This window comes from Streptomyces sp. NPDC002793 (assembly GCF_040295485.1).
Lineage (GTDB): Bacteria > Actinomycetota > Actinomycetes > Streptomycetales > Streptomycetaceae > Streptomyces.
The window spans coordinates 88,814-114,197 of the sequence record NZ_JBEOVL010000008.1 but is presented as its reverse complement, the minus strand read 5'-3'; the positions used below and the strand labels follow the sequence as shown (position 1 = coordinate 114,197).

Sequence of the window (25,384 nt, the reverse complement as noted above, 5' to 3'; positions counted from 1 at the left end):
GGGTCAGCCGGCCTCGCGCGGCAGCGGTCGCGGGGCGAGCGCGGCGTCGTAGGGCGAGACCCAGAAGAATTCGCCGTCGGCGTCGTAGGCGTAGAGGAGCCCCGTACTGCCGGAGCTGAACACCTCACCCGGCGCCGACGGCTTCAGTGGTTGTCTGACCTGCACGATCGCGGTCGATCCGTCGGCGGACGTGACCTCGGCCTGCCCGAAGTCGGCGCTGACGGAGCCGGTGCGGATGACGCAGAACTGGCCCACGAAGTCCTCCCGGGACGGTGGAGGTTCCGCGGGGAAGAACCGGCGGAATCGGCGTACGAGCAAGCGGACCACCCCCCAGGCGATCAGTAGCGCCCCCGCCAGCACGGCGAGGTGGAACACGGCCCGCAGGGTGCCGGTGGCACCGCTGCGGAGCACCAGGACCGAGCCGGTCAGGGCGGCGAACCAGGCGATGACGATGAACAGCGACACCGACACGGAGACGGGCACCCCGCCGAAGCCTGCGGCTTCGGTGTCGAGGTCGCCGTCGAAGGAGTCGTGCCCGGCCGCTCCGGTCAGCACCAGCAGCCAGAAGCAGACGACGACCACCAGCGCGGCGCCGAAGACGACGGCCGGGAAAGCGGCTGCTGCGGAGAGGAAATCGGTCATCGGGTCCTGCCCCCGTCCCACCGTGCGCTGTGCGGCCCCGGAGGCCGGGCGGCGGTGGGCGGACGAGGAGCCGGCGCCGCGAGACCGCGAACGGCCCGCAGCAACCGGTTCCTTTCCCCCGTGACCCCCGTGCTTCCCCCGTGTGTTGCTGGACCGATCGTGCCACCGCGGGCCACCCGGACGCACTGCCGGAATCCGGCAGCCTTGGCGGACCGGGGCTGCCGGGCACCGGCACCCGCCCCCGTGCGTTGGTGAGGTGACAGTGCTGTTGAGTACGGAGGAGTGTGCCGTGGCGGAGCCCGAAATCCCGGAGAGACTGCTGGAGGGCTATGCCCGGATCCTGGCCGAGGTCGCGGTCACCGGCCGCAGGCTCACCCGGGAGGAGCTGGAGACGCGCCGTCAGCTCGGCCGTGAGGCTGCGGAGGCCGGGCACCAGCTGCGCGCCCTGGTGCGGCGCCACCTCGCGGAGACGCGTGCGGACTGGCCGGGCGCGGCGGGCGCCTCGTCCACCGACGCCGTGCTGGGCGCCGTGGAACAGGCGGTGGACGCCTTCGCGGACGGCTTCGAGCGGGCACAGCGCCTCACCGTGCGGCGTGAGGAGGCGGCGCGGCGTGAGTTCATCGACGACCTGCTGTACGGGCGCAGCGACCTGGGCAGACTCGCGGAGCGGGCCACCCGCTTCGGGCTGCGGCTCTCCCGGGCCCATGCCGTCGCGGTGGCGACGGGCCCCGAGGCGTACACCGAGTCCGATGCCGTGCCCCGCAGCGTGGAGGCGGCGCTGCTCGCGCGCTTCAGCGGCCGGAAGATCCTGCTCACGACGAAGGACGGACGCCTGGTCTGCATAGCCCCGGGCAGCCAGCCGGACGTCCTGCGGTACTTCGCCAAGCAGGCGCACGCCGCGACGGACGGCGGCCAGGTCGCGGTCGGCCGCCCGCACCGAGGCCCCGGTGGGGTGGTCCACTCGTACGACGAGGCGCTCGAAGCCCTGGACCTCGCCCGGCGGATGACGCTCGACGAGCCGGTGCTGTACGCCGCCGACCTGCTGGTCTATCCGGTCCTGACCCGGGACCGGCAGGCCATGGCGGAACTGGTGCGCAGTGAGCTCGGCCCGCTCAAGGAGGCGAGGGGCGGTGCGGAGCCCCTGCTGCGGACCCTGTCGGTGTACTTCGACGCGGGCTGTGTGGCCGCCGAGACGGCCCGCCGGCTTTCGCTGAGCGTGCGCGCCCTGACGTACCGGCTGGAGCGGATACACCAGCTGACCGGCTCCGACCCGTCCGACCCGATGCACCGGTACACGCTGCAGACAGCGGTGATCGGAGCCCGGCTGCTGGACTGGCCGGAGAAGGACCTCTGACGGTCCCCGGAGCGGCCGGCCCGGTGCGCGTACGGCCCGAGGGCCCGGGCCGTACGCGGCGGGCTGCGGGTGACCTACAGGTCGAACTCGTGCGGCGGCAGGTCGAGCGCGAAGCACGCCTCGCGCACGACGGCCTGCTCCGACTTGTCGAAGTCGCCGTCGGCGCCGCCGATCACGATGCCGATCTGGATCACGGCACGCGCCTCGGCGGGCTTCTTCTTCGCCTTGGCGATCTCCTGGAGCACGCTGACCTTGCCGAACGCGAAGTCCGCCGTCAGCTTGTCGACGTAAGCGTTGAAACGTCGCTGCAGGTCGTCCGCCGGGAAGTTCTGCAGGACGTCGTTGGTGGCGATGAGGGAGGCCACGCGCTGCCGCTCGGACGGGTCGATGGAACCGTCCGCCGCGGAGACCAGGGCACACATGGCCATGCTCGCGTCCCGGAACGCCCCGCTCTTCAGGTCGTTCTTCTTCGCCTCCAGCTGCGTCTGCATCGTCGACGCGGATTCCTTGATCCGATCCCAAAGGGCCATGACGTCTCCATACGTTGCGTTGCCTGTGGTGCGGGAACCAGGCAAACTCTACAACCGTGTAGAAGAACAGTGGGTGGCCGCCGTCCGCACGGCGCCCGGCAGGCCCGTAGGCGCTCCACTCAGTAGGATGCGGCGGATGAACAGGCCCATAGGTACGGACGACGGCGGCACCCAGGACGGCCCCCGGCTCCCCAGGCGCGGCCAGGGCCAGCTGGAGTCCCAGGTCCTGACCGTGCTGCGCTCGGCAGGCGGACCCGCGACGGCCGGCTGGGTGCAGGAGCACCTCGACGGTGACCTCGCCTACACCACGGTCATCACGATCCTCTCCCGCCTCTACGCGAAGAAGGCCGTGACCCGCACCCGGCAGGGCCGCTCCTACGCCTGGACCCCGGCCTCCGACGAGGCGGGCCTCGCCGCCCTCCGGATGCGACGGGTCCTGGACGGCGAACACGACAGGGAAGCGGTGCTCGCCCGGTTCGTCTCCGCGCTGTCCCCGGGCGACGAGGCCCGGCTCCGCGCGCTGCTCTCCCGCGCGGCCGGGTCCCCCGACGAGCCCGACGACGAACCCGCAGCTCCGGAAGGCTGAGAGCCACCACGATGGGCGTCTTCGTCTACCTGCCACTCGTCCTGCCGCTGACCGCACTGCCCATGGCACGCCTCGCCGAACAGCACCTGCACCCCAGGAGCGCCACCCGCCTCCTCGCCGCCGTGGGATCGACACTGGCCCTGTGCAGCACCCTGTGCCTGGCCCTCCTCATGGTGGTGGGCACGGCACAGCTCCCCGGGAACCCGCTGCCCGACGGCTGGTCCGACCCCGAGGTGCGCGCCGCCGTGCCGTACGAGGAGAAGGCGGGCCTGATCGCGATCGGCGTGCTCGGAGCGGTGCTGGTGGCCTGCGGGGGCACCCTGCTGCGGCACGTCAGGACCCGGATCGGCGCCGCCCGAGCCCTGCCGGCTTCGACCGGCGGCGAGAGCGACCTCGCGGTGGTCCCGTCCCCCGACCCGTACGCGTACGCGCTGCCGGGAGGACGCCGCCGCGGCGGCCTGGTCGTCGTCTCCACCGGGATGCTGGACGTCCTGGACGCCCGCGAACGCCGCGCGCTCGTCGCCCACGAACGAGCACACCTCGCCGGCCGCCACCACCGCTACCTGCTGGTGACACAACTGGCAGCGCGCGCCAACCCGTTCCTGCTGCCCCTGCGCACGGCGGTCGCGTACAGCACCGAACGCTGGGCGGACGAGGAGGCGGCGTACGCGGTCGGCAGCCGCCGGGCCGTCGCCACGGCGGTCGGCAAGGCGGCCCTGCTCTCGCACCGCCCGCCGGGACCCGCCGTGCTCCCCGCCTTCGCGGCTTCCACGCCGACGGGTCCCGTGCCGCGCCGGGTGGCGGCGCTGCTCGACCCCGAACCCTCGGCCCGGCTCTGGCCACCGCCCTCCGCGCACCTGGTGCTGGCGGCGGTGACCGCGACGGTGGGGACGGCGGCCTCGGCGCTGTCGTCGCTCAGTGCGACGGTGACGCTCGTCGGCATCCTCCACGCGGCCACCCCGCTCTGACCCGCTCCGGCCGCTGTGGACTCCGTCAGTCGGAGTCGCGCCCGGCGTGCTCCGGGGTGAGGTCGTCGTGCGACGGCATCGGCTCCTCGGCCGCGACGGCGGGCTTCGGCCGGTCGGCGGGCTCCGGCCGGTCCGCCGCGACGGCCGACTTCTTCCGCTTGCCGGCGAGCGCCGCCTGGAGCTTCGAGGCGACCGGCTCAGTCCACCGTGCGGTGAGCGGCCCGACGATCACCAGGATCAGCACGTACGCGGTGGCGATGGGCCCGATCCGGGGCTCCGTCGCCACGGCCAGACCGGCGATGACGATCGAGAACTCCCCACGCGCGACCAATGTGCCGCCTGCGCGCCACCGGCCCCGCGGACCGATCCCGGCCCGCCGGGACGCGTACCAACCGGTGCCGATCTTCGTGAAGACCGTGACGATCGCCAGCAGCGCCGCCGGAAGCAGCACCGGCGGAATCTCCGCCGGATCGGTGGACAACCCGAAGAACACGAAGAACACGGCGGCGAACAGATCCCGAAGCGGCGTCAGCAGCTTGCGCGCACCCTCGGCGACCTCGCCGGAGAGCGCGATGCCCACGAGGAACGCGCCGACGGCGGCGGACACCTGGAGCTGCTGCGCGACCCCGGCCACCAGGACGGTGAGCCCGAGGACGACGAGCAGCAGCATCTCCGGATTGTCGGAGGACACCGCACGGCTGATGAGCCGGCCGTGGCGCAGCGCCAGGTACAGCACGAACCCGACCGTGCCGAGCGCGATCAGCAGCGCGATGCTGCCGCCGGCCAGACCGACACCGGCGAGCATCGCGGTGAGCAGCGGCAGATAGATGGCCATGGCGAGGTCCTCGATGACGAGGACCCCGAGGATGACGGGCGTCTCACGGTTACCGAGGCGCCCCATGTCGGTCATCACCTTGGCGATCACGCCCGACGACGAGATCCAGGTGACCCCGGCCAGCGCGACGGCCCCCACGGGCCCCCACCCGAGCATCAGACCGGCTGCCGCGCCGGGTGTCGCGTTGAGCACGAAGTCGACGGCCCCGGACGGATACTGCGTCTTGAGGCTGGTGACGAGCTCCGACGCGCTGTACTCGAGACCGAGCAGGAGCAGGAGCAGGATGACGCCGATCTCCGCCCCGATGGCGGTGAACTCCTCGCTGGCACCGAGCGGCAGCAGCCCGCCCTCACCGAACGCGAGCCCGGCCAGCAGGTACAGGGGGATCGGGGAGAGCCCTATCCGCCCGGCGAATCGTCCGATGATGCCGAGCCCAAGAATGACGGAGCCCAGCTCCACCAGCAGTGCGGTCGTGTCGTGCACGGTCAGCCCTCCGCAATGATCTCGGAGAGCGTGTCGACGCCCTCACGCGTTCCTACAACAACCAGCGTGTCCCCGATGGCCAACCGGAAGTCCGGCCCCGGCGACGGATGCGCACTGTGCGTACGCAGCACGGCCACGATCGACGCCCCCGTCCGGGTCCGCGCCCGGGTGTCCCCGAGCAGCCGCCCGCCGTAAGGGGAACGGGTCCCGAGCGGAATGTGCTCGGTCACCAGATCGATCCCCTCGGTCCGCACGGCATCGATCGGCGCCGCGTCGATGAGATGCGCGAGCGCGGTGGCCTCGGTGGTGGTCAGGGGCACGGAGAGCATGCACGAATCAGGGTCGTCCTTCTCGTAGAACCCCAGGAACCGCCGCCCGTCGTGATGCACGACGACGGAGATGTGCTGCTCCGACTCGGTGATGTAGTCGTACTGGACACCGACTCCTGGCAGCGATGTGCGGTGGGTTCCCATGGCTTCCTCCTGCGGAGCACGGCGGCGTCAGCGTGACGCTTTTTGATCGTCTCTTTATCCGCCCATTACCCTAACCGGAGCCCATGTCCGGCAGTCGGGGCGGCGGAGGCGGGATGAATCCCCTGGAACGCCGGGCCGACCGGCGCGGGGCCGTGATGGGATGGGGCCTAAGCCTCTGAGAGTTGACCAAGGGGAGGGTTTGCCGCGTATGCCGCTTTCTGTGGAAGTGCTTCAAAACCGGGAGATGGCGCGGTAACACCCCAGGTCACGCAGTCTGCTCCCCGCGCATGCGGGGATGAACCCTACACCGACTGGCTGCGCTGGGGCCCCAGCGGCTGCTCCCCGCGCATGCGGGGATGAACCCTGCCGCCAGCGCCGCGGTCCTTCGAGCGCCTCCTGCTCCCCGCGCATGCGGGGATGAACCCCGGATCGTCGTTCATACCGTCACTTCGTCACTCCTGCTCCCCGCGCATGCGGGGATGAACCCGGCCCACCCACGCTGGGTTTCTTCTCCCGCTTCTGCTCCCCGCGCACGCGGGGTTACCCCTGCCCTTGCCCAAGGCGCTATGACGATTGCGGCTGAAATTACCTGACGTGCTGGCTGTCGGATGCTTCCCCGCTTCGAATGTCAGATGCCTTGCCGTGCAATGAGCGCCGGGATCGCGGCGATTTTTTCCGCTGTAAGGACCGACCAGTCGACTCCTGCAGGCCGGTGAGGGTTCGGGCAGAGGATGGCCTCGTCGGGCGTGACGATCAGATCGACGCTGACGTCGAGTTCGGTGGTGGGGATCGGAGTGTCGGTGACTTGGAGGGCGTGGACGGTGGTGACGATGACAGTCTCCGGGCTCACCAGGCCGGCCTCGGTGAGCAGGGCGAACTCAAGGTCGGAGTAGCCAGCGCCCTTGCCGATGCGGGCCCCGGCGCGGTTGACGGCCACGCTGCCTAGGATGATCAGGTCCAAGGGTAGGAGGGCCTCAACCTCGACCATCGGGGCGATCGCAGCAGCGGCGCGGCTGGCTGCGGCCTCAGCGGGCGGGATGGTGAGGCTGGCCGGGTCCAGGAGGTAGAAGGGCTTGAGCGTGGCCAACTTCGGCACGGCCATGTAGACGGTTTTACCGTCTTCCAGGGCCTTCGCCCGAACCGGGAGTTGGGCCTTGTCCGGCACGGATTTGACGACACTCGCGCGCTTCCAAGCCGGGAGTGCCGAGAGTCGGGCCGCAGCTCGCTCGGCGCCTGCGAAGTTGGGGATGCGGCCATGAACGGAAGCGTCGTGAACGGCATCTGCGGCGGCCAGGGCATCCCAGACCTGCATACGTACCGCCTGCTTGACGCGGTCCAGCGAGCTGACTGCCATCAGTGTCTCCTTCGCTCTTCTACGCCGCTGACATCATGCGGAACAGTCTGTCGTGGACATCTGCGACGAGGGCTTCCTGGCGCCACTGGCGCAGTTCCCGGGCGGGCTTTGAAAACGAGGTTCAAGCCCCCGCCCCCGCGCGTGGTCTCCAGCTCGGCGATGGCTTCCGTGAGACTGGCTACCGCTGCTCCGACGTCACGTTGGCGGATACGCGCGAGCGTAAGGTTTCCCAGCACGATTGCGCGTGATTTCCGCCTGTCCCGGAGCTTTTCTGCCGTGTCGGTCAGCAGGATTTCCGCCCTGCGGTGGGCGCCCAGCGTGAGGTAGCAGGAGCCTGCGAGACGGCCGTACTGGGTTGGCGACACAAGGCTGGCGGCGGCGTCGTTGGAGTCGGCTTGGGCGAGTTGGCGTTCAGCGCGGGAGAGCGTCCGTTCGCAGTCTGAGGACGACCGCAGCATGGCGTGCGCCTCGGCAGCGTGCAGGAGCGCGAGGCCGGCCAAGGCGGGACTCGTACGCTCTGTAATCTCTGCGGCCCGCTCGGCGAGCGCCAGTCCGGCGCGCGCATCCCCCGATCCGTACAGCGCGACGTAGCAGGTGCGCAGCAAGGCATGGGCTTCGAGCGTGGGGTCTCGTAGGAGGCGAGCGATGTCGGCGCTTCGCTCGTAGTACGTCTTCGCTGTGGTGAGGTCACGGCGCTGGGAAGCATCCCAGACCAACTGGCCCATCAAAGTGCAGGCATCGGCCTGCAAGACGTGGAGTTCCCTCTGGACACGACCGCAGGCAGACCCGGCTGAATACTGGTCGATGCGGTTGAGTTGTGCTGCCGCCTCAGCGATGAGGCCAGCCGAAGGCACACGGTCGTAGCGAGCGGCGCAGTCGTCGAAGCGCGCGCGGAGCGTCGCGACAGCGGGCAGATCAACACGGTCCGGGTGAAGGGCTGCGTAGTCGAGGACTTCCTGCCCCAGCGCGCCGCCTGGGGGTGGCCGTGGGCGGGCCCCGCCACAACTTCCGAGCTGTGCAGTTCCCGGTCTCACTCGTTCAACTCGATGTAGTGGCAGACGCCCTCGAAGGACGCGGGGCACTGGCAGAAGCGAGAGGAGCTGGGCTCGACACCTTCGCGTCGGCCCCACTCGGAGGTGGCGAACTGCTTGGTGCGATGACGGAGGAACTGGTGCGCATCATTGACCCAGCCGCCTCCCCGGCGCAGGCCGCGCTACTGGTCGCTCTGTCGGCCCCTGGAGTGTCCCGCGTCCTGCTGTCGGCGACACACCAGCACACTGGGCTGAAGCCCTGGGCACGTCGGCCTACGAGCCCCTGTCGCCACCGCAACTGAGAAAGGTCATCGATGTCCTCGGTACCTGACGACGCTGAGGTCGCCACCCGTATGCGGAGGGCCCATGCCGTGGCGTGCGGCCTTCTTGGGGCAGTTCTCAAGGCTCCCGCCTCCGGCCGGGAACCGCGGGAGGCGTGGGGCTGGAGGGGACGCACGCTGGGCCGAGCTGTCACCGGCCCGAATGGGCTGGGGTGGCTACGTGTCGTCCACAGCCCGGTGGACAAGGCGAGCGGCAAGCTCTGGACCGGCCCTGAGGACGCTCAACGGCTGGTGCCTCAGCAGGTGCCGCGCCCACGCCTGCATCTCGTACGGCAGTGGGTGGAGAGGGAGGGCGCGTACCAGGCCGAGCTGTACGACTACGCCGTCGGCGTCTCTCTCTCGTCCTCCCCAGTGCTTGCAGTCGAGCCGGCCTTGACGGCGGCCTGGTGGAAGGGCCTGCGTACAGCCCTCGACTGCCTCTCACCCCTACGGACCGGCCGTACGGTCATGCGTCAGGCATATCTGGACCGGGCCATGCCGAAGTACCTCGCCTTCCTCGGAGACGAGGTCCCCACGGTTCCGCCCGCGTGGACCACCGCACACGGCGACCTGCACTGGGGCAACCTCACCGGTCCCGAACTCGCCATCCTCGACTGGGAAGGGTGGGGCAGCGCCCCCGCCGGCTATGACGCCGCCCTGTTGCACGCCTACAGCCTCGCAGTGCCGGAGACCGCAGAGCGTGTGCGCCGGGAGCTTGCCGCCATCCTTGACAGCCGGGCCGGGCGGTTCGCGGAGTTGGTGGTTATCACCGAGTTGCTCCAGAGCGCCGAACGTGGGGACAACCTCGAACTCCTTCCTGCGCTACGGCAACGAGCCGGAGAGGTCTGGTTCCATGGGCTGGGGCCTGTCTCGCCGCCTGGTGGGCTCTCGCCTGGCTGACCGCTGGGGCCGCTGAGCGGATAGGAGTGCTCTCCGGATCTGGAGCAGCAGCACGTGGCCAACCGCTTCCTGACGTGCCGTTTCGTTGAGCGTAAAATGACTGCTGAGCAGCACAGTTGACCGTTTCCGGTCGTGTCGCGGTGGCGGTTTCACCTGCGGTACGGTAAGCGCGTCATCACGCTCTGTGCCGGTACGTGCATGGGGCGGCGGTCCCCGGGGGTGTCATCAGCACCCACCGAGGACCTTCACCGCCAGTGGATACATGGAGGTCCACCAGGATGCTTTGGCATGCTATCGCGCCGTCGCGCGGCTATACGAAGGCCGCGAACGATCTGGTACGCAATCAGCGTCTGAGCAGCGACGCGAAGATTCTGCTCCTCTATGTGCAGGGGCTCCCCGACGACCGGCGGGGTGTGGCCCTCAGCGAGCACGCACGGGCGCTCGGGATCACCGGGCGGGCGTACCAGAAGGCCAAGAAACTGCTGGTCGTGCATGGGTTCCTGTACGAGTGGCGGCAGCAGGGTGGGCGGGGGTTCTGGACGACCGAGCAGCTCCTCGCGAATGTGTGCCTCAGCGCGGAAGAGGCCGGGGCGGTCCGGGGCGGGGGCTCGGTGCCGGTGGTCGTGTCTCCGGGTGTGCGGAATCCGACGGTCGGGCAGCCGGGGGCTCGCGTCGTCGGTGGCTCTACACCGGTAGACGAAGAACTGGGGAAGAACATGTCCCACCCACCCTCCGAACCGGAGCCGCAGCGGGTCGGGTTGCCGGAGGTGGACCCCGAAGAGGGCGAGGCCGAGCGGGTGTTGCTCTCCCTGCGGCATGTGCACCGTTCGCTGCATCTGGGTGTGGCGGAGGCCCGGAAGCTGGTGAAGCTCGCCGTGGCGTGGCTGCGGCGTGGGGTCACGGCGGATGACATGCGGCGGGTGCTGGTCAGCGATCTGCCGGTGGGAGGGGTGCGCTCGGCCGTGGGGTTCCTGCGGCACCGGCTCGTGCACAAGCTGCCCGAGGATCCGGCGCCCGTGCCGCCGCCCGCGCCAGTGCCGCCCGTGGCGCCGTTGGTGGTCTGCACCGGGCCCGGGGACGAGCACCTCTTCCGGCCGGGTCCCGGTGACGGTGACGGTGACGACACGCGGTGCGGGCCGTGCCGTCGGGAGGCCGCGTGGGCGGCGTGGGACGAGGCCCGGACGGCTCAGCTCGCCTCGGAGGGGCAGGAGGTCGATCCGTACGCCCATACGCCCTGGCGGGAGAGGGTGGCCGCTGTCCGGACGGTCGGGGCGGGCGCGGACGTGGATGTGCCCGGCCGGTAGCAGGCACCGGCCGGGCACAGGAGAACCGGGCACAGGAGAAGGGACCGGGTCAGTCCTTGATGTCGATCTTCTCGCCGTTTGCGGCGGGAGCGGGGACCGCCGGCACGGAGTCCGTGCCGCCGCCCGCCTTGCCCTGCAGGCTGCGGAGCAGGGCGGCCAGGTCGACGCCCGTGGTGGAGTTGAGGAGCTCCAGGCCCTGGGCCACGTTGTCGGTGACCGTGCGGGACAGCTGGCTCGCGCCGTCCGTGGAGATGACCGTCAGCTTGTCGATGGCGCTCAGCGGCTCGGACGCCTTGGCGACGACCTGGGGGAGCACCTCGACGAGCATCTGGAGGACGGCCGCGTCGCCGTAGCGGGCGAAGGCGTCGGCCTTCTTGTGCATGGCCTCGGCCTCGGCGGCGCCCTTCGCGGCGATGGCTGCGGCCTCGGACTCGCCTTCGATGCGTACGGCGTCGGCGAGGGCCGAGCGGTGGAGCTTCTCGCCCTCACCGGTGAGGCGGGAGCGCTCCGCGTCGGCCTCGGCCTCCTTGACCTGGGCGATGCGGCGGGCCTCGGCCTCCTGCTCCGCCTGGTAGCGGGCGGCGTCGGCGGGCTTGCGGACCTTGGTGTCGAGCTCGCGGTCGGTCAGGGCCGCCTGGCGCTCGGCGACCTTCTCCTGCTCGGCGAGGACCTCCTGCTGGCGGGCCGCCTCGGCGAGGGGCCCGGCGGCGTCGGCCTGGGCCGCCGCCGCCTCGGTCTCCGCCTTGATCTCGGCCTGCTTGAGGTAGAACGTCCGCTCGGCGATCGCGATTTCCTCGGCCGCCTTCAGCCGGGCCTGCTCGGAGGCGCGCCGGGCGATGGCCTCGGCGATGTCGGCCTCCTGCTTGGCGCGGGCGGCCTCGGGGCGGCCGAGGTCCTCCAGGTAGGAGCCCTCGGTGGTGATGTCCTGGATCTGGAAGGCGTCCAGGATGAGGCCCTGGCCGGAGAGGCTGGCCTCGGCCTCCTCGGCGACCTGGCCGGCGAACGCGGCACGGTCGCGGATGATGTCCTCGACGGACATGCGGCCGACGATGGCGCGGAGGGCTCCGGAGAGCACTTCCTGGGTGAAACCGACGATGCCGTTCTGCTGCTGGAGGAAGCGCTGGGCCGCGGCGCGGATCGCGTCCTCGCTGCCGCCGACCTTGACGATCGCGACGCCTTCGAGGTGGGACTTCACGCCGCGCAGGGTGACGGCGCCGCGTACGGCGACGGGGATGTGCCGGCTGGAGAGGTCCAGGGTGAACTTCTGCTGGACGAACGGCACGACGAAGACGCCGCCGCCGACGACGACCTTCTGGCCGCTGTTGTCGATGCTGGTGCGTCCGGTCACCGGGTCGGTGGACTTCTTGCCCCGGCGGCCGGTGATGATGAAGGCCTGGCTGGGGCCCGCGACCTTGTACCGGGTGATGACGGCGAGGGCCAGGAGTACGACGAGTACGACTACGCCGATGATGGCGATCAGGACTGGGCTCATGTGGGTGTCCCCCTTGCCCTCCCGACGGGACGGCAGTGTGTTCGGTTGTGCGGGTTTCGGACAGGCGTGGGGCTCGGTGGTGGTCGGTCAGCGCTCGACGGGGCGGACCGTGACCGAGGTGGTCGACAGGGTGGCCTCCACCCAGATCTCCGCGCCGCGTTCGACGGGCACGGCGCTCTTCGCGGAGAACTTCACGGTCTGGCCCGCGAGTCGCAGCAGCACCTCGCCGTAGCCGTCGGCCGGGATCGGTGTGACGACGGACCCCGAGGTGCCGACCAGGTCGTCACCCCGGGGTGTGGCCGTGGTCTGATCGCGCATCAGGGCCTGGCTGAACTTCCAGGTCAGCCAGGCCGCGACGAGCCCCGCTCCGGCGCCCGCCGCGACGGCCACCGGGGTGCCGACGTCCGTGGTGCCGAGGACGATCGCACCGCCGAAGCCGAGCATGGAGAGGAAGCCGGCGATGACGGGCAGCGAGAGGAGACCGTCGAAGAAGCCGTTCAGCAGCCCGCCGAGCGCGTCGCCGAGGAGCCCTTCGAGGATTCCGTCGAAGATCAGGGAGAGAACGAGAAGGACGATTCCGGCAATGCCGAGACCAAGAAATACGGTCACGCGATCACTCCCCCGTGTTCGCAATCCCCCGATATGTTTCCGTCGAACTGGCTGCATGGTCCCACACGGCGGGCGCCGGGGGTACTGCCGAAGTCCGGCAGTTATCAGGCCGTTTTGATGCCGGAAAGCTGCTCGGCGAGGGTGTCCAGCGACTGGAACGTGGCCCCGAGCAGGGCGACGTGCTTCCACCGCAGGACCCCGTCCGGCCCGATCAGGAAGACGGAGCGGCGTACGCCGATGCCGGGTGCGGCGACCCCGTAGGCCCGGGCGATCTCACGCCCGGTGTCGGCGAGGAGGGGCATGCGCAGGTCGTAGCCCCGCGCGAAGGACTCGTGGCTGTCCACATCCTGTGGACTGATTCCCCAGACCTCGGCGTCGAGGCCCTCGAAGGTCTCGAATCCGGAGGAGTACGAGCAGAGCTGCTTGGTGCAGACGGTCGTGTTGTCACCAGGGTAGAAGGCCAGCACGATGCTGCGGCCGCGTGCGGCGGTGAGGGTGTAGTCGCTCCGGGCGAAGGTGTCGTCGGCGAGGATGCCGCCGGGGAGGGTGAAGTCCGGTGCGGGCGAGCCGATTCGGGGTCCTGACGCCATGGTGGCGCCTCCTTGGGTCGCGTGGCGGGATGGGTTCGTGCTTCGCACAGTCAACGGCACGTTCACCGGCACATTCCACGCTTCGGCACGTTCGACCCATCCGCAGGGCCTCCGGCACCGAACATGTGGTGTGCGCGGGCACCGGCCCCGCACCTCGAACAGGAGGTACGCGTGGCCGAAGGACAGCCGTCGGCAGCGGTGCTCATCCTCCATGGCGGCTACGAGACGGGTCTGGCCGCCCCGGCACCGGGGGCCCTGAACCTGCCCGGTCTGCGGATGCTGCCCGTCTCGCGCGCGGTGACCCGCGCGGTGCGCGGTGACTCCGGTGTCCGTGTGCGGCGGGTCCGTTACACGCACCGCGGCTGGAACGGAGCCCGTCAGGACCCGCTGCACGACACCGTTCGGGTGCTGGACGCGCTCCGGCGGGAGGCGGGGGACATCCCCGTGGTCCTGCTCGGCCACTCCATGGGGGCCCGCGCCGCCCTCCACGCCGCCGGGCATCCGCTGGTCCGCGCGGTCGTGGGCCTCGCTCCGTGGTGCCCGCCCGGTGATCCGGTCACCCAGCTGGCGGGGCGCGACGTCGTCCTGCTGCACAGCACCCGGGACCGGGTGACGAGCCCCCTGGCATCCCGGTCGCTCACGGCCAGGGCGCGGCGTGCGGGCGCCCGCACCTGCCTGGTGACGATCCCGGGCAGCGACCACGCGATGATCCGCCGGGCCGCGGTCTGGCACCACCTGGCGGCCACCCTCGTCCAGGGCCTGCTGGGACAGGGGCCGGTCCCCGACCGCGTGGCCACCGCACTGGACCTGCCGGCCGACGCACCGACGGCGGACGGGACCGTGGACCTGGACCTGCTGTCACCGGGCCCGGGCGGTCAGCGGAGATGCGGCGCGGACCGGGGCGGCACAGGATGAGAGACCGGGTGCAGGGCAGCCGGTGAGGGCTGAGGCTCCGCATCCGCCGGACACGTCTCCCCTCTGGAGGTCCCCTTGCCGGCCGAAGAGCATGCCGATGCGCCGCCCCCCTACGCGGCTGCGGTGGCCGAGGTGCTCGGCGGCAGCCCGGCCGGGGTCGCGGTCTTCGACACGGAGCTGCGGTACGTCTACGTGAACGCCGCGCTCGAACGGCTCAACGGGGTGCCGGCCGCGGCACATCTGGGCAGGTCCGTCGCCGAGGTGCTGCCTCACATGGACGTACGGGTGGACGTCATGCGCCTGGTGCTGGCGGACGGGGAGCCCCGTGACCTCACCACCAGCGGGCAGACCTGGGTGGAGTCCGTCATCGAGCGGCGCTTCTGGCGGGTCGCCCTGCACCGGCTGGAGGAGAACGGGCGGGTGCGGGGGCTGGTCGCCGTCGCCCAGGAGGTCACCGCCACCCAGGGCCAGCGGGAGGAGTTGCGGCGGGCCAACAGTTATCTGACGCTCCTGGACAGCGCGGCCGCCCGAGTCGGTACGACGCTGGACGCGGAGACCACCTGCCAGGAACTCGCCGACTTCGTGGTTCCCGAGATGGCCGATGTGGCCGTCGTCGAGCTGATCCCCGAGGACAACGGGCGCGGCCGGCGCGAACCGCCGACCGGAACGCTGCGCCTGCGACGCAGTGGGCTCGCGGCGACCCCGGACCTCGCCGACGCGATGTCCCAGTTCGGCGGCCCCGGTACGGACATCGACTACCAGGAGAGCGCGGCGGTGACCCGCTGTCTGGCCACCGACGAGCCGGTGATCGTGAACCTCGCCGACGACGAGCAGTTCGGGCGCACGGCACCCTCCCCCGAGCGGACCGCCGCGTACCGTGCCATCGGGCTGCACTCCGCCTTCGTCGTGCCGCTCACCGCGCGGGGACACCCGCTGGGGGCGCTCAGCCTGCTGCGGTGCGGGGATTCGCCGCCCTTCACGGAGGGGCTGGATGTCGTCGTCGCCCGGACGCTCGCGGGCCGTGCCGCCGTCGACCTGGACCACGCCTACCGCTACACGCACGAGCACGGCATCGCCCGCGAGCTCCAGCGGTCGCTGCTCTCCGAGCCGCGCGTGCCGGAGTCGGGCATCGAGATCGCGTCCCTCTACCTCCCCGCGGGCGCCGGGGCGTTGGTGGGCGGCGACTGGTTCGACGCGATCCCCTTGCGGGGCGGACGACACCTCAAGGTGATGGGCGACGTGATGGGACACGGGGTGGAGGCCGCCGTCGCGATGAGCAACTACCGCTCGATGCTGCGGATCATGGCCGACGACGACCAGCCGCCGCACCGCATCCTGGAGCGGCTCGACCAGGCCGTCGAACGCTCCGGTCTCGACCGGGCGGCGACCTGCCTGGTCGCGGTCGTCGACCGGCGGGAGGGGGTCTGCGAGGTGGCCAGCGCGGGCCATCCGCCGCCGGTGTTCATCGACCCGGGGGCGAGCGGTGCGCGGGTGGCACGGATCCCGGTGGGGCCGCCGCTGGGCACGGGCTGGGGCGGTTACACGACGACGGTTCTGCCCTGCGCTCCGGGGACGGTGCTGTTCATGTACACCGACGGGCTCGTGGAGCGCCGGGGCGAGGACATCGACGAGTCGATCGGGCGTCTGGCGCGGCTCACGCTGCCGGCGAGCGGACGGCTCGACGATCTGCTGGAAGAGGTCGTCGAGCGGTTCGCGGACACGGCCGAGGACGACATCGCGGTACTGGTGTCACGCAGCCGGGGCTGCTGAACACACGGGTGGGCGCCCGGACCGGGGAGGTCTGAGCGCCCACGGCGGGGCCGGTTCAGCCCGCGTGCTGGTGGGAGCGTCCGCGCAGCCGGCGCAGGACGAGCAGGGCGGACGTGCCCAGGGGCAGCAGCCCCGCCACGGTGTTCGCGGCGGTCAGCTTGTCCTGGGTGCCTCGGGCCCTGCGCATCTGTTTCACGGTGCGGGCGACGGCGATCGCGCTGCTGCCCAGGCTCAGGAGCAGTCCGACCTTCGAGTTCGCGTGTTTCCTGGGCATCTGCGTGCCTCCCGGTGACATCGCTGCGCGGCCCCTCCGTCCACGTAACCGGCTCCTGGGCGGGTCCGCAATCGGGGGCCGACGTGGATATTTCCTGGCAGGCGTCTCAGGCGAACAGGAAACCGGCCGTCGTCGCCGCTCCCACGGCCGCCCCGGCGGCGGTCTGGGCCACCGAGTGGTAACCCAGGGCCACCCGTGACCAGCACACGGCGAGGGCCGGCACACCCGCGCACAGCCACCACGGGGAGTGGGTCACGCAGAGAAGGGCGACCACGGCCGATGCGACCGCCGAGTCGACCGAGATCTTCCAGAGGGTGTTGACCGCGAGGAGCACGGTGGTCATGACCCACAGGGAGATCATCGCGATCAGGATGCCGAGGGGCGCGCCGCCCAGGACCATGATCAGCGTGCCGGTGCCGATGGAACCCAGGATCACCAGGAAGATCGGCCCCCGCTGGGTCCGGTCCACGACGTGGCGGTCGCCCCAGGTCCCGCGCCCGCGCTCCCACTCGATGTAGCCGGCGGGGACGAGGCCGGCGCAGAGTGCGCCGAGGAGGCCCCAGGGGAGTCCGGTCCAGTCACCCGCGGAGGCCAGCCCGATGGCGAGCATGCCGACGAGCAGCACATTGCGGGGTTGCAGGACGTCCGTGACCGTGCGGGCCGCCGTGGTGGTCCTGTCGGTGCCGCTCATGCCGTGTCTGCTCCGGGTCGGGGTGGGCGCGGGGGCCTCGTGGGGCGGGAGGCACCGGTGGCCGGGCGTGAATGTAGCCCTTCACGACGGGGGATGCGTGAAGGGCTACCCGTGCAGTATGACCGTTCACAGGTCTGCCGACAACTGACCGGCCGGTCAGCGCTGTTGGGTGGTCCGGGCTGTTCCGGGCGGTGACTGCGGGCTCCGGCCGGTGCGGTTTCACCGCGCGTGCGCGCGCGGGCGGCGCCGAGGACGGCGGAAACCTCCTCCAGCCGCGATAGACATGACCTATCCGTACGCCTAGGGTTTCTTGTGCAGTCAGGCCATATCAGTGGTCCGATGCGCAGCAGAAGAGGTGCAGATGCCCCCGGAATCCCCGTCGCAGGCCACGGACCGTCTCGATGACGACGACTACCCCGCGTACACCATGGGGCGTGCCGCCGAGATGATCGGTGCGACGCCAGGTTTCCTCCGTGCCCTCGGTGAGGCCCGGCTGATCACTCCCCTGCGTTCCGAGGGGGGTCATCGCCGCTATTCGCGTTACCAGCTCCGCATCGCAGCCCGTGCCCGCGAGCTGGTGGACGGCGGCACGCCGGTCGAGGCGGCCTGCCGCATCGTCATCCTGGAGGACCAGCTGGAGGAGGCCCTGCGCCTCAACGAACAGCTGCGGAGGCCTGCGGCCGACCGGAGCGGCGCCGATTCCTGACCGGCGCCCGGGCCATATCTGTTTCGGCGGGCACAGAAATACGCGTAATGAGCGGTGAGAGTTTATGCAGTGTGCGGCGGAGTGACGCGGTAGTGATATGGCGTACAGCTCGCTTGTGCCCGAATCGTGCTACTGTTGATCTCAGTTGCAGTTGTGGTTCCCAAAACTTCAAGTGCACTCACCGTTTTCACTCCGGTGGGCGCGCTTTTGTATTTCCGGTTCATCCCGGTCGGGGCAATCATTTGCGGCGACGTAGGGCTCGCACAGTGTGAGCCCACGGGCAACGCCCCGAAGGAGATATGACATGGCTACTGGCACCGTGAAGTGGTTCAACGCGGAAAAGGGTTTCGGCTTCATCGAGCAGGAGGGTGGCGGCGCTGACGTCTTCGCCCACTACTCGAACATCGCCGCCCAGGGCTTCCGCGAGCTGCAGGAAGGCCAGAAGGTGAACTTCGACGTCACGCAGGGCCAGAAGGGCCCGCAGGCGGAGAACATCACCCCCGCCTGATCACTCAGGCGTATGGCGCAGCTGGGGCCCGCACCTTGGGGTGCGGGTCCCAGCTCGTTGTGTTTTCCCGGCGGTCGCCGGGGCTGACACGCCGATGGAGTAATTCCCGGCGTGTACAGGTCATGGCGCTGCGGTTATATGCAGTCATATGGAGTGCCGAATCCGGCTGGTTCATCCGCCGTACGGGCTTCGTTTTTCGTTATTTCATCGGCTCGTTCTTGCGATTCTTGGCGCCGTACATGGCTGCAGCCGCCCGGAAAGAATCCCTCGATACGTGCCATTCGAGGGAAAGGTTCTCCATTGAACCGCGATCGCACAGCTCGCACTAACGACCGATTTTCCCGGACGCGTTCCGGTGGATCTGCCGGAAGCCGTACCGCCAACGGATTCCGCTCGTCGGGGTCCGGACGGCAGGGCGCCCCGGGTTCGCAGGGCCGCTCCGGCGGTCCGAAGCGCTCCGGTGGCGGTGGCTACGGCCGCCGCTCCTCCTCCGTGTCGGGTGAGTTCGCCCTGCCGGTGACCATCACCCCCGCCCTGCCGGCCGCCGAGACCTTCGCGGACCTGGACATGCCGGCCCCGCTGCTGGCGGCGCTGGCCTCCGAGGGCGTCTCCGTGCCGTTCCCCATCCAGGCGGCCACCCTGCCGAACTCGCTCGCGGGCCGGGACGTCCTGGGCCGCGGCCGTACCGGTTCGGGCAAGACGCTCGCCTTCGGTCTGGCCCTGCTGGCCCGCACCGCGGGCAACCGCGCCGACGCGCGCCGTCCGCTGGCCCTGGTCCTGGTCCCCACCCGGGAACTGGCCCAGCAGGTCACCGACGCGCTCACCCCCTACGCCCGGTCCCTCAAGCTCCGGCTGGCCACGGTCGTCGGCGGCATGTCGATCGGCCGCCAGGCCAGCGCGCTGCGCGGCGGCGCCGAAGTCGTCGTCGCCACCCCGGGCCGGCTGAAGGACCTCATCGAGCGCGGGGACTGCAAGCTCGACCGGGTCGCCATCACCGTCCTCGACGAGGCCGACCAGATGGCCGACATGGGCTTCATGCCCCAGGTCACCGAGCTGCTGGACCAGGTCGGTCCCGAGGGTCAGCGGATGCTGTTCTCGGCCACGCTCGACCGCAACGTCGACCTGCTGGTCCGCCGCTACCTGCACGACCCGGTCGTCCACTCGGTGGACCCCGCGGCCGGTGCGGTGACGACGATGGAGCACCACGTGCTCTACGTCCAGGGCTCCGACAAGTACGCGACGACCACCGAGATCGCGGCACGCGAAGGCCGGGTGATCATGTTCCTGGACACCAAGCACGCGGTGGACAAGCTCACCGACCACCTGCTGCACAGCGGTGTGCGCGCGGCCGCGCTGCACGGCGGCAAGTCGCAGCCGCAGCGCACCCGCACCCTGGACCGGTTCAAGACCGGCCACGTCACGGTGCTGGTCGCCACGAACGTCGCCGCCCGAGGCATCCACGTCGACAACCTCGACCTGGTCGTCAACGTCGACCCGCCCAGCGACCACAAGGACTACCTGCACCGTGGCGGCCGTACCGCTCGTGCCGGTGAGTCCGGCAGCGTCGTCACGCTGGTGCTGCCCAACCAGCGCCGCGAGATGACCCGGCTGATGGCCGATGCCGGGATCACCCCGCAGGTCGCCCAGGTCCGCTCCGGCGAGGCCGAGCTCAGCCGTATCACCGGGGCCCAGGCCCCGTCGGGTGTGCCCGTCACGATCACCTCACCGGTATCGGAGCGCGGCAAGGGCAGCGGCTCCGGTCCGCGTGGCCGGCGCGGCGCGCGTCCCGGCCAGGGACGCCGCTCCAACGCCAACACGGCGACGCCGCAGGCGCGTGCCGCGGCTTCGCAGCGCCGGTCCAACAAGGCCGCGTAGCCATCCGGCCGGGAGCCCGGCCGACCCTGTCCGGCTTTCTCCACGACGATCTTGTTGAGGCACCATGCGCTGTGTGATCGCCCGCTTCCCCTTCGACTTCTTCAAGAACGAGGTCGAGGACCTGATGAAGGGCGTCAAGCCCGAGCCCGTCACCGGTGACGCGGTGGTCATCAGCCGCCGCGTCTACCCCGTCAAGCAGGTCGGTGAGATCATCACGCGGCAGGACCGCCGGGACTTCAGCGCCGGCGAGGTGACCAGGGCGCTGTCGCGTCTCGGCTTCACCTGCCGTCCGGCGGAGGTGCCCGCACCCGTGGCGCCGCTGACCCCGCTGGAGAACGCGTCCGCCATGCTCGGCACGCCTGACGCCTGAGCCGCGACCCGTACGTACACCCGCACCCCCGAGCCCTCCCGGCCCGGGGGTGCGGTGCGTCCGGGTGGCTGCCGTCAGGCCGCCGGGTCCGGCTTCCTGGCCCGGTCGAGCCGGGGCTCCACGGCGTACCGGAACATCCGTCGGACGGGCGGGGTGCAGAGGGCCGTGACCATGGCCGCGGCGGCGACGGACACCAGGATCCGGCCCAGCGGGGTGGAGACGACGTCCATGTCGTAGAGGTCGAGCTTGACCGCGCCCTTGATGACGAAGCCGTGCAGCAGGTAGCCGTAGAGCGTGCCGGCGCCGAGGGCGGTCATCCACAGCCTGCGGTTCGGTACCCAGGCGAGGAAGCAGGCGCTGAGCACCAGGGCGCAGGCGAACAGGAGCGGGGTGACCACGGCGCCCGTCCAGGCGGGTGAGCCGAGCTGTTCGGCGCCGTAGCGGCGGAAGAACCACGAGGTCGTCGTGCGCGGCACCGCCCAGTAGGCGACGGCCAGGGCCACCAGACAGACGGGTACGGACGCGAGGCGCACGGCGCGGCGGCGTACGAAGTCGAAGTGCGCGGGCCGCAGCTGGAGCCCCAGGACGTAGTACGGCAGGAACTGCAGGACGCGCTGGAGCTGCAGGTCCCCGCCGATGTTGCTCGACACCGCTCCCATGGCCGCGATGACCAGGGACACCGCCACGGGCCACCGGACCGTCTGCCAGAAGGGGGTGGTGAGGCGCCAGAGGAACAGGGCGGGCAGGAACCAGAGCAGCCAGTACGGCGTGAGCGGGCTCAGGGAGAAGTCCGGGGTGCCGGTCAGGCGCTCGAAGAGGGTGTAGGCGATCTCGAAGACGGCGTAGGGCACGACCAGGCCGGTGACCAGCTTCCAGACCCAGACCCGCCCGGACCGCAGTTCGAGTCCGCGCGAGAAGTATCCGGCGATGATGATGAAGACCGGCATGTGGAACGTGTAGACGAAGGTGTAGAGCGTCTCCACCAACCGTCCGCTGTCGGGCAGGGGCTCCCAGGAATGACCCACCGCGACGAGGACGATGGCCAGGTACTTCGCGTTGTCGAAGAACGGGTCACGGCCGGTGCGGGACGGCGCGGCGGCCGGTGCTCCGCCCCCGTCGGCGGCCGGTGCCGGGGTGCGTGAGGTCAGGGAGGGCATCGGGCCACCTTACGACTTCACCCCGGAGGGCTCACGGGGTCAGGATCAGCTTTCCGGTGGTCCGGCGGGCCAGCAGGTCCTCGTGGGCGCGCCGGGCGTCGGCGAGCGGGTAGCTGCCGCCCGCCACCGGTGTGAGGCGGCCGTCGGCGACCAGGGTGAGGAGCTCGGCCAGGGGTCCGTCGACCGCGCCCGGGGCGGCAAGGGTGGGCCGAAGCCAGAATCCGGTGACGGAGGCGTTGAGCCGGCCCAGCCGGCCCGGGTCGACCGGGGTGAAGCCGGAGCGGGCGGCGTTGCCGTAGGTCACCAGCCGGCCGAAGGAGGCCAGGGAGTCGAGGGCCTGGTCGAAGAGGTCCCCGCCGACGGCGTCCAGGACGATGTCCGCCTTCTCCGTGAGGGGGTAGGTGATCACCGCGTCCGCGCCGAGGTCCAGGACGAGCCGCTCCTTGGCCGGGGTCGAGACCTGGGCGAGCACCCGGCCCGCTCCGAACTCCCTGGCCAGCTGGACGGCGAGGCTGCCGACGCCGCCCGCCGCTGAGTGCACGACGACGGTCTCGCCGTCACGCAGCCGGGCCGCCGAGCGCAGCAGGTGCCAGGCGGTCAGCCCCTGCATCATCAGGGCGAGGGCCTGGGCGGCGCCGAGGTCCTCGGGGATCTCCAGGACGCCGGACTCCTTGGCGGTCACCTGCTCCGCGTAACCGTGCGAGACCCGGGCCAGCACCCGCCTCCCGTCCGGGGTGCGGCCCACGACCTCGCTGCCGGGGACGTACGGCAGGGCATCGGCGCCGAGGTAGGAGCCGTCCACCTGGTGGGTGTCCGCGAAGTTCACCCCGGCGGCCTCGACGGTGAGGAGCACCTCTCCGGGGCCTGGCACGGGGGCGGCCAGTTCCACGGGGCGGAGTACGTCGGGGCCACCGAATCGGTCGAACTGTATGGCGAGCATGCCGCACGGTACCGCGAGGCCCTCCGGCCCGACGGAGGCTCTGGTCCGCCCGTGGCGGGTACGCGTCGGCCCGCAGCGGTTACGCGGTCGGTCCCGTGGCGGAAGCAGGTCGAAAACAGGACGTACGGTCTGTTTTTGCCGTGACTGTGCGTCGAAGCATTGGGGTGTGCATGGCCGTGGTCGCAGGGCGGGCGCCCTGCCAGACTGCCCCCATGAGCGATCTTCTTCACGACAGAGTCGTCCTGATCACCGGGGCGAGCAGCGGTATCGGCGCGGCGGCGGCCCGGGTGTTCGCCGAGGAAGGCGCGACGGTCGTCCTGGCCGCGCGCAGGGAGGACCGACTCGCCTCCCTGGTCGGCGAACTGAGGGACAAGGGGGCGCAAGCCTCGTACGTCGTCTGCGACGTCACGGTGGCCGAGGACGCCGCCCGTGCTGTCGGCTTCACGGTCGACACCTACGGCCGACTGGACTCTGCCTTCAACAACGCCGGACTCGGCGGAGACCGAACTCCGCTGCACCTCATGGGTGATGACGTCTACGACGCCGTCATGAACGCCAACGTGAGGGGCGTCTGGAACTGCCTCCGGCCCGAGATCGCGGCCATGCTGGCGAACTCCGGCACCTGCTCCATCGTGAACAACAGCAGCGTGGGTGGCCTGGTGGCCATACCCTCGGCCGCGCCCTACATCGCGGCCAAGCACGCCGTCATCGGTCTCACCAGGGCCGCCGCGGACGAGTACGCCCAACAGGGCATCAGGGTCAACGCGGTGGCCCCGGGCACCACGCGCAGCGAGATCACCGCCGACTGGTTCGGGCGTAACCCCGGACTGGAGGAGATGGTCAACGGCATGACACCGCAGGGGCGTACGGCCGAACCGGAGGAGATCGCCCAGGCGGCGGCCTGGCTGCTCAGCGACCGGTGCCCCTTCCTCACGGGCACGGTCCTGCCGGTGGACGGCGGCTTCGTCAACCAGTGAGCCGTCAGCCGCGGATGCCGCTCAGCCGGCTCCGGAAGACCGCCGTGCCGTCCTGTGTGGCGGTGACCTCGACGGAGGTCTCTCCGGAGGCGGAGGCCAGGACCTCCGCCTCGATCCAGCAGGGGCGGTCGAGTTCGGTGTACCGCTCGAACGCGCTGGTGACGGTGGTGACTTCGAAGGGGTCGGGGTGCAGGGCGGCCCGCGCGGCCTGATCGGCCGCCTCCATCAGGGCGAGCCCCGGGACGTGGTCGACCGGGTGGTCGTACAGCACGGTGTTGGCCACGTCGTTGCGCAACTGCCAATGGAGGGTCCGGTCTCCGGCCGCCAGGACCACGTCCGACGGGTCGACCCGGTCCACGGTGCGGGGGTCGACCGGAGCGGGCAGCGGCCACGCGTTCCAGTCGACGGTGAAGTGATCGCCGCGAAGCCGGCGGTAGACGCGCGTGGACAGCCACCCGAACTCGGAGTCCGCGCGGACGGCCAGGCGGCCCTCCCGGTAGATGCGGAACTCCATGTCGAGTGAACTGACCTTCCTCCCGCGCTCCTTGGCGTCCTTGACCGTGACCTCGACCGTGAGGTCGCAGGGCGTCCCGCCGGGTACGTCGAACCCGGGAGCGACGGTGAAGTCGAAGTAGTTCAGCACCGTGTGGTCGGAGAGGGGGGCGCCGTAGGCCGCGTGCGCGATGACCAGGCCGCTCTGCCGCACGGTCTGCGTCAGCATGCGCGGGTCGTAGGAGAGGCCGGACCCGGGCGCCGGCCACCTCGCGGACAGCGAGAACTCGCCATGTTCCGTGCGCTGCCAGGACGTGAGGAGGAGCATGTCGGAACGTCGCAGGTGGACGTACTCCTCGAGGACGTCGTTCCGGTCCTCGACCGCGGGAAGCGGGGGGATCGGACCGGCGGATATGTCGGGCACGGCCCTCCTGGACATGGCGCAAAACGGACGTTACGACGCTGATATGGTACCGGTTCACCGGTACTTTTTGAAGCTTCATGCAACGTGCAAAGGGGAGCGCGAGTTGGCACGACAGCAACGGGCGATCCGCACGCGCCGCATCTTCCTGCAAGCGGCTGCCGAGGTCTTCGACGAGCACGGCTATGACGCCGCCACGATCGCAGCGATCCTCGACCGGGCCGGTCTCACGAGGGGCGCGCTCTACTTCCACTTCACGTCGAAGGAAGAGCTGGCCCGTGGCGTCCTCCAGGAGGCGGTGACGTCGGACGGGGTCACCCCGCAGACGTTCAAGCTGCAGGAATGGGTGGACACGGCGCTCCTCCTCGCCTACCGGCTGCCACGGGAACCCCTGCTCAGTGCCTCGATCCGGCTGTCCGTCGACCCGCGTGCGCGTGGGCTGTTCGGTACCCGCTGGCCGGACTGGATCGCTCTCAACACGGAGATGCTGACCGAGGCCAAGGAGCGCGGCGAGCTCCTTCCGCACGTCGATCCGGCGGCGACGTCCAGGCTGGTCGTCGGGGCGTGGACCGGGGTGCAGTTGGTGACCGAGGCCATGGCCGAGCCGCCGGACCTGGTCGCCGAGATATCCGCGCTCTTCGAGCTCATCCTCCCCAACAACGCGGTCCCCGGTGTGCTGGCCCGGCTCGACACGTCCCCGCACCGCGCGGCGCGGATCATGGAGCAGCAGCAGGCGGTCGCCCTTCCCTGACCGTCGGCCGCTGCCGCAGCCGCGCTGCCGCAGGTCACCCGATCGGGCGCCGGTTACCTGCGACGC

At 70.7% G+C, this 25,384-nt stretch carries 27 protein-coding genes; 13 read left to right on the top strand and 14 right to left on the bottom strand.

What is annotated here, in order from left to right:
• Window positions 1–3 precede the first annotated feature (3 nt).
• The gene (locus ABT001_RS10220; RefSeq protein WP_351275029.1) at window positions 4–642 is read right to left on the bottom strand and encodes a hypothetical protein; all 639 of its coding nucleotides are present in this window, start codon (window positions 640–642) and stop codon (window positions 4–6) included.
• A 289-nt stretch (window positions 643–931) separates the two neighbouring features.
• On the opposite strand from ABT001_RS10220, the gene ABT001_RS10215 reads away from it, so the two are divergent.
• Window positions 932–1,996, top strand: coding sequence for a PucR family transcriptional regulator (locus ABT001_RS10215; RefSeq protein WP_351275027.1), 1,065 nt, complete (start codon window positions 932–934; stop codon window positions 1,994–1,996).
• A 74-nt stretch (window positions 1,997–2,070) separates the two neighbouring features.
• Here ABT001_RS10215 and ABT001_RS10210 read toward each other — a convergent pair whose 3' ends face one another.
• Window positions 2,071–2,526 carry a tellurite resistance TerB family protein gene (locus ABT001_RS10210; RefSeq protein ID WP_351275025.1) on the bottom strand — a complete coding sequence of 152 codons (456 nt, stop codon included), beginning with the start codon at window positions 2,524–2,526 and terminating at the stop codon, window positions 2,071–2,073.
• Between the two features lie 136 nt (window positions 2,527–2,662).
• Between ABT001_RS10210 and ABT001_RS10205 the strand changes: the two genes are divergently transcribed.
• Window positions 2,663–3,112: a BlaI/MecI/CopY family transcriptional regulator gene (locus tag ABT001_RS10205; RefSeq protein ID WP_351275023.1), complete on the top strand. Its 450-nt coding sequence runs from the start codon at window positions 2,663–2,665 to the stop codon at window positions 3,110–3,112.
• Between the two features lie 11 nt (window positions 3,113–3,123).
• A complete protein-coding gene (locus ABT001_RS10200) occupies window positions 3,124–4,080 on the top strand; it encodes a M56 family metallopeptidase (protein ID WP_351275021.1) in 957 nt (318 codons plus the stop codon).
• 25 nt (window positions 4,081–4,105) lie between these two features.
• Here ABT001_RS10200 and ABT001_RS10195 read toward each other — a convergent pair whose 3' ends face one another.
• From ABT001_RS10195 to ABT001_RS10180, 4 genes are all read right to left on the bottom strand, one after another.
• Window positions 4,106–5,398 (bottom strand): cation:proton antiporter, encoded by a 1,293-nt coding sequence (locus ABT001_RS10195; protein WP_351275019.1) that lies wholly within the window; start codon window positions 5,396–5,398, stop codon window positions 4,106–4,108.
• Window positions 5,399–5,400: 2 nt separating this feature from the next.
• Complete coding sequence (locus tag ABT001_RS10190; RefSeq protein WP_351275017.1) at window positions 5,401–5,871, bottom strand: cation:proton antiporter regulatory subunit; 471 nt, start codon at window positions 5,869–5,871, stop codon at window positions 5,401–5,403.
• Between the two features lie 628 nt (window positions 5,872–6,499).
• The gene (locus tag ABT001_RS10185; RefSeq protein WP_351275015.1) at window positions 6,500–7,225 is read right to left on the bottom strand and encodes a 5-formyltetrahydrofolate cyclo-ligase; all 726 of its coding nucleotides are present in this window, start codon (window positions 7,223–7,225) and stop codon (window positions 6,500–6,502) included.
• On the bottom strand, window positions 7,225–8,259 hold the full coding sequence (locus ABT001_RS10180) for an NsdA family TPR-like regulatory protein (RefSeq protein ID WP_502967453.1): 1,035 nt from the start codon (window positions 8,257–8,259) through the stop codon (window positions 7,225–7,227). Before ABT001_RS10180 ends, ABT001_RS10185 begins: the two co-directional genes overlap by 1 nt.
• A 515-nt stretch (window positions 8,260–8,774) precedes the next feature.
• Here ABT001_RS10180 and ABT001_RS10175 point away from each other — a divergent pair.
• The gene (locus ABT001_RS10175; RefSeq protein WP_351275011.1) at window positions 8,775–9,476 is read left to right on the top strand and encodes a phosphotransferase; all 702 of its coding nucleotides are present in this window, start codon (window positions 8,775–8,777) and stop codon (window positions 9,474–9,476) included.
• A 278-nt stretch (window positions 9,477–9,754) separates the two neighbouring features.
• Window positions 9,755–10,780, top strand: a complete 1,026-nt coding sequence (locus tag ABT001_RS10170) for a hypothetical protein (protein WP_351275009.1) — start codon at window positions 9,755–9,757, stop codon at window positions 10,778–10,780.
• A 49-nt stretch (window positions 10,781–10,829) separates the two neighbouring features.
• On the opposite strand, the gene ABT001_RS10165 is transcribed toward ABT001_RS10170, so the two are convergent.
• The 3 genes from ABT001_RS10165 to ABT001_RS10155 all read right to left on the bottom strand — a co-directional run bounded on the left by ABT001_RS10165 (window position 10,830) and on the right by ABT001_RS10155 (window position 13,471).
• The gene (locus ABT001_RS10165) at window positions 10,830–12,272 is read right to left on the bottom strand and encodes a flotillin family protein (RefSeq protein ID WP_351275007.1); all 1,443 of its coding nucleotides are present in this window, start codon (window positions 12,270–12,272) and stop codon (window positions 10,830–10,832) included.
• An 87-nt stretch (window positions 12,273–12,359) separates the two neighbouring features.
• Entirely contained in the window at window positions 12,360–12,881 is a 522-nt protein-coding gene (locus ABT001_RS10160; protein WP_351275005.1) for an NfeD C-terminal domain-containing protein, read from the bottom strand.
• Window positions 12,882–12,985: 104 nt separating this feature from the next.
• Window positions 12,986–13,471, bottom strand: a complete 486-nt coding sequence (locus ABT001_RS10155; protein ID WP_351275003.1) for a peroxiredoxin — start codon at window positions 13,469–13,471, stop codon at window positions 12,986–12,988.
• A gap of 171 nt (window positions 13,472–13,642) precedes the next feature.
• Here ABT001_RS10155 and ABT001_RS10150 point away from each other — a divergent pair, with 171 nt between their 5' ends.
• Both ABT001_RS10150 and ABT001_RS10145 read left to right on the top strand, forming a co-directional pair.
• Complete coding sequence (locus ABT001_RS10150) at window positions 13,643–14,386, top strand: alpha/beta hydrolase (RefSeq protein ID WP_351275001.1); 744 nt, start codon at window positions 13,643–13,645, stop codon at window positions 14,384–14,386.
• A 75-nt stretch (window positions 14,387–14,461) separates the two neighbouring features.
• A complete protein-coding gene (locus ABT001_RS10145; RefSeq protein WP_351274999.1) occupies window positions 14,462–16,156 on the top strand; it encodes a SpoIIE family protein phosphatase in 1,695 nt (564 codons plus the stop codon).
• A gap of 55 nt (window positions 16,157–16,211) precedes the next feature.
• On the opposite strand, the gene ABT001_RS10140 is transcribed toward ABT001_RS10145, so the two are convergent.
• Together ABT001_RS10140 and ABT001_RS10135 are read right to left on the bottom strand one after the other, a co-directional pair.
• A complete protein-coding gene (locus ABT001_RS10140; protein WP_351274997.1) occupies window positions 16,212–16,430 on the bottom strand; it encodes a hypothetical protein in 219 nt (72 codons plus the stop codon).
• A gap of 106 nt (window positions 16,431–16,536) precedes the next feature.
• The gene (locus ABT001_RS10135) at window positions 16,537–17,121 is read right to left on the bottom strand and encodes a hypothetical protein (RefSeq protein ID WP_351274995.1); all 585 of its coding nucleotides are present in this window, start codon (window positions 17,119–17,121) and stop codon (window positions 16,537–16,539) included.
• A 361-nt stretch (window positions 17,122–17,482) separates the two neighbouring features.
• Between ABT001_RS10135 and ABT001_RS10130 the strand changes: the two genes are divergently transcribed.
• From ABT001_RS10130 to ABT001_RS10115, 4 genes are all read left to right on the top strand, one after another.
• Entirely contained in the window at window positions 17,483–17,827 is a 345-nt protein-coding gene (locus tag ABT001_RS10130; RefSeq protein ID WP_351274993.1) for a MerR family transcriptional regulator, read from the top strand.
• A gap of 304 nt (window positions 17,828–18,131) precedes the next feature.
• Window positions 18,132–18,335 carry a cold-shock protein gene (locus tag ABT001_RS10125; protein ID WP_031090619.1) on the top strand — a complete coding sequence of 68 codons (204 nt, stop codon included), beginning with the start codon at window positions 18,132–18,134 and terminating at the stop codon, window positions 18,333–18,335.
• Window positions 18,336–18,635: 300 nt separating this feature from the next.
• On the top strand, window positions 18,636–20,210 hold the full coding sequence (locus ABT001_RS10120; protein WP_351274991.1) for a DEAD/DEAH box helicase: 1,575 nt from the start codon (window positions 18,636–18,638) through the stop codon (window positions 20,208–20,210).
• A gap of 64 nt (window positions 20,211–20,274) precedes the next feature.
• On the top strand, window positions 20,275–20,580 hold the full coding sequence (locus ABT001_RS10115) for an SCO5918 family protein (RefSeq protein ID WP_351274989.1): 306 nt from the start codon (window positions 20,275–20,277) through the stop codon (window positions 20,578–20,580).
• A gap of 74 nt (window positions 20,581–20,654) precedes the next feature.
• On the opposite strand, the gene ABT001_RS10110 is transcribed toward ABT001_RS10115, so the two are convergent.
• Together ABT001_RS10110 and ABT001_RS10105 are read right to left on the bottom strand one after the other, a co-directional pair.
• Window positions 20,655–21,737 (bottom strand): acyltransferase family protein, encoded by a 1,083-nt coding sequence (locus ABT001_RS10110; protein ID WP_351274987.1) that lies wholly within the window; start codon window positions 21,735–21,737, stop codon window positions 20,655–20,657.
• Between the two features lie 31 nt (window positions 21,738–21,768).
• Window positions 21,769–22,677, bottom strand: coding sequence for a quinone oxidoreductase family protein (locus ABT001_RS10105; protein WP_351274986.1), 909 nt, complete (start codon window positions 22,675–22,677; stop codon window positions 21,769–21,771).
• Window positions 22,678–22,889: 212 nt separating this feature from the next.
• On the opposite strand from ABT001_RS10105, the gene ABT001_RS10100 reads away from it, so the two are divergent.
• Window positions 22,890–23,654 (top strand): SDR family oxidoreductase, encoded by a 765-nt coding sequence (locus ABT001_RS10100; protein WP_351274984.1) that lies wholly within the window; start codon window positions 22,890–22,892, stop codon window positions 23,652–23,654.
• Window positions 23,655–23,658: 4 nt separating this feature from the next.
• Here the strand turns inward: ABT001_RS10100 and ABT001_RS10095 are convergent, their stop codons facing one another.
• Entirely contained in the window at window positions 23,659–24,570 is a 912-nt protein-coding gene (locus ABT001_RS10095) for a ScbA/BarX family gamma-butyrolactone biosynthesis protein (protein ID WP_351274982.1), read from the bottom strand.
• 103 nt (window positions 24,571–24,673) lie between these two features.
• Between ABT001_RS10095 and ABT001_RS10090 the strand changes: the two genes are divergently transcribed.
• Window positions 24,674–25,318: a ScbR family autoregulator-binding transcription factor gene (locus ABT001_RS10090; protein WP_351274980.1), complete on the top strand. Its 645-nt coding sequence runs from the start codon at window positions 24,674–24,676 to the stop codon at window positions 25,316–25,318.
• Window positions 25,319–25,384 lie beyond the last annotated feature (66 nt).

What these genes read in the sequence shown, in the direction of transcription:
- ABT001_RS10220 (WP_351275029.1), bottom strand. Translation starts at nt 642, where the DNA reads ATGACCGATTTCCTCTCCGCAGCAGCCGCTTTCCCGGCCGTCGTCTTC.
- ABT001_RS10210 (WP_351275025.1), bottom strand. Translation starts at nt 2,526, where the DNA reads ATGGCCCTTTGGGATCGGATCAAGGAATCCGCGTCGACGATGCAGACG.
- ABT001_RS10205 (WP_351275023.1), top strand. Translation starts at nt 2,663, where the DNA reads ATGAACAGGCCCATAGGTACGGACGACGGCGGCACCCAGGACGGCCCC.
- ABT001_RS10200 (WP_351275021.1), top strand. Translation starts at nt 3,124, where the DNA reads ATGGGCGTCTTCGTCTACCTGCCACTCGTCCTGCCGCTGACCGCACTG.
- ABT001_RS10190 (WP_351275017.1), bottom strand. Translation starts at nt 5,871, where the DNA reads ATGGGAACCCACCGCACATCGCTGCCAGGAGTCGGTGTCCAGTACGAC.
- ABT001_RS10185 (WP_351275015.1), bottom strand. Translation starts at nt 7,225, where the DNA reads ATGGCAGTCAGCTCGCTGGACCGCGTCAAGCAGGCGGTACGTATGCAG.
- ABT001_RS10170 (WP_351275009.1), top strand. Translation starts at nt 9,755, where the DNA reads ATGCTTTGGCATGCTATCGCGCCGTCGCGCGGCTATACGAAGGCCGCG.
- ABT001_RS10165 (WP_351275007.1), bottom strand. Translation starts at nt 12,272, where the DNA reads ATGAGCCCAGTCCTGATCGCCATCATCGGCGTAGTCGTACTCGTCGTA.
- ABT001_RS10155 (WP_351275003.1), bottom strand. Translation starts at nt 13,471, where the DNA reads ATGGCGTCAGGACCCCGAATCGGCTCGCCCGCACCGGACTTCACCCTC.
- ABT001_RS10140 (WP_351274997.1), bottom strand. Translation starts at nt 16,430, where the DNA reads ATGCCCAGGAAACACGCGAACTCGAAGGTCGGACTGCTCCTGAGCCTG.
- ABT001_RS10135 (WP_351274995.1), bottom strand. Translation starts at nt 17,121, where the DNA reads ATGAGCGGCACCGACAGGACCACCACGGCGGCCCGCACGGTCACGGAC.
- ABT001_RS10130 (WP_351274993.1), top strand. Translation starts at nt 17,483, where the DNA reads ATGCCCCCGGAATCCCCGTCGCAGGCCACGGACCGTCTCGATGACGAC.
- ABT001_RS10125 (WP_031090619.1), top strand. Translation starts at nt 18,132, where the DNA reads ATGGCTACTGGCACCGTGAAGTGGTTCAACGCGGAAAAGGGTTTCGGC.
- ABT001_RS10115 (WP_351274989.1), top strand. Translation starts at nt 20,275, where the DNA reads ATGCGCTGTGTGATCGCCCGCTTCCCCTTCGACTTCTTCAAGAACGAG.
- ABT001_RS10110 (WP_351274987.1), bottom strand. Translation starts at nt 21,737, where the DNA reads ATGCCCTCCCTGACCTCACGCACCCCGGCACCGGCCGCCGACGGGGGC.
- ABT001_RS10105 (WP_351274986.1), bottom strand. Translation starts at nt 22,677, where the DNA reads ATGCTCGCCATACAGTTCGACCGATTCGGTGGCCCCGACGTACTCCGC.
- ABT001_RS10100 (WP_351274984.1), top strand. Translation starts at nt 22,890, where the DNA reads ATGAGCGATCTTCTTCACGACAGAGTCGTCCTGATCACCGGGGCGAGC.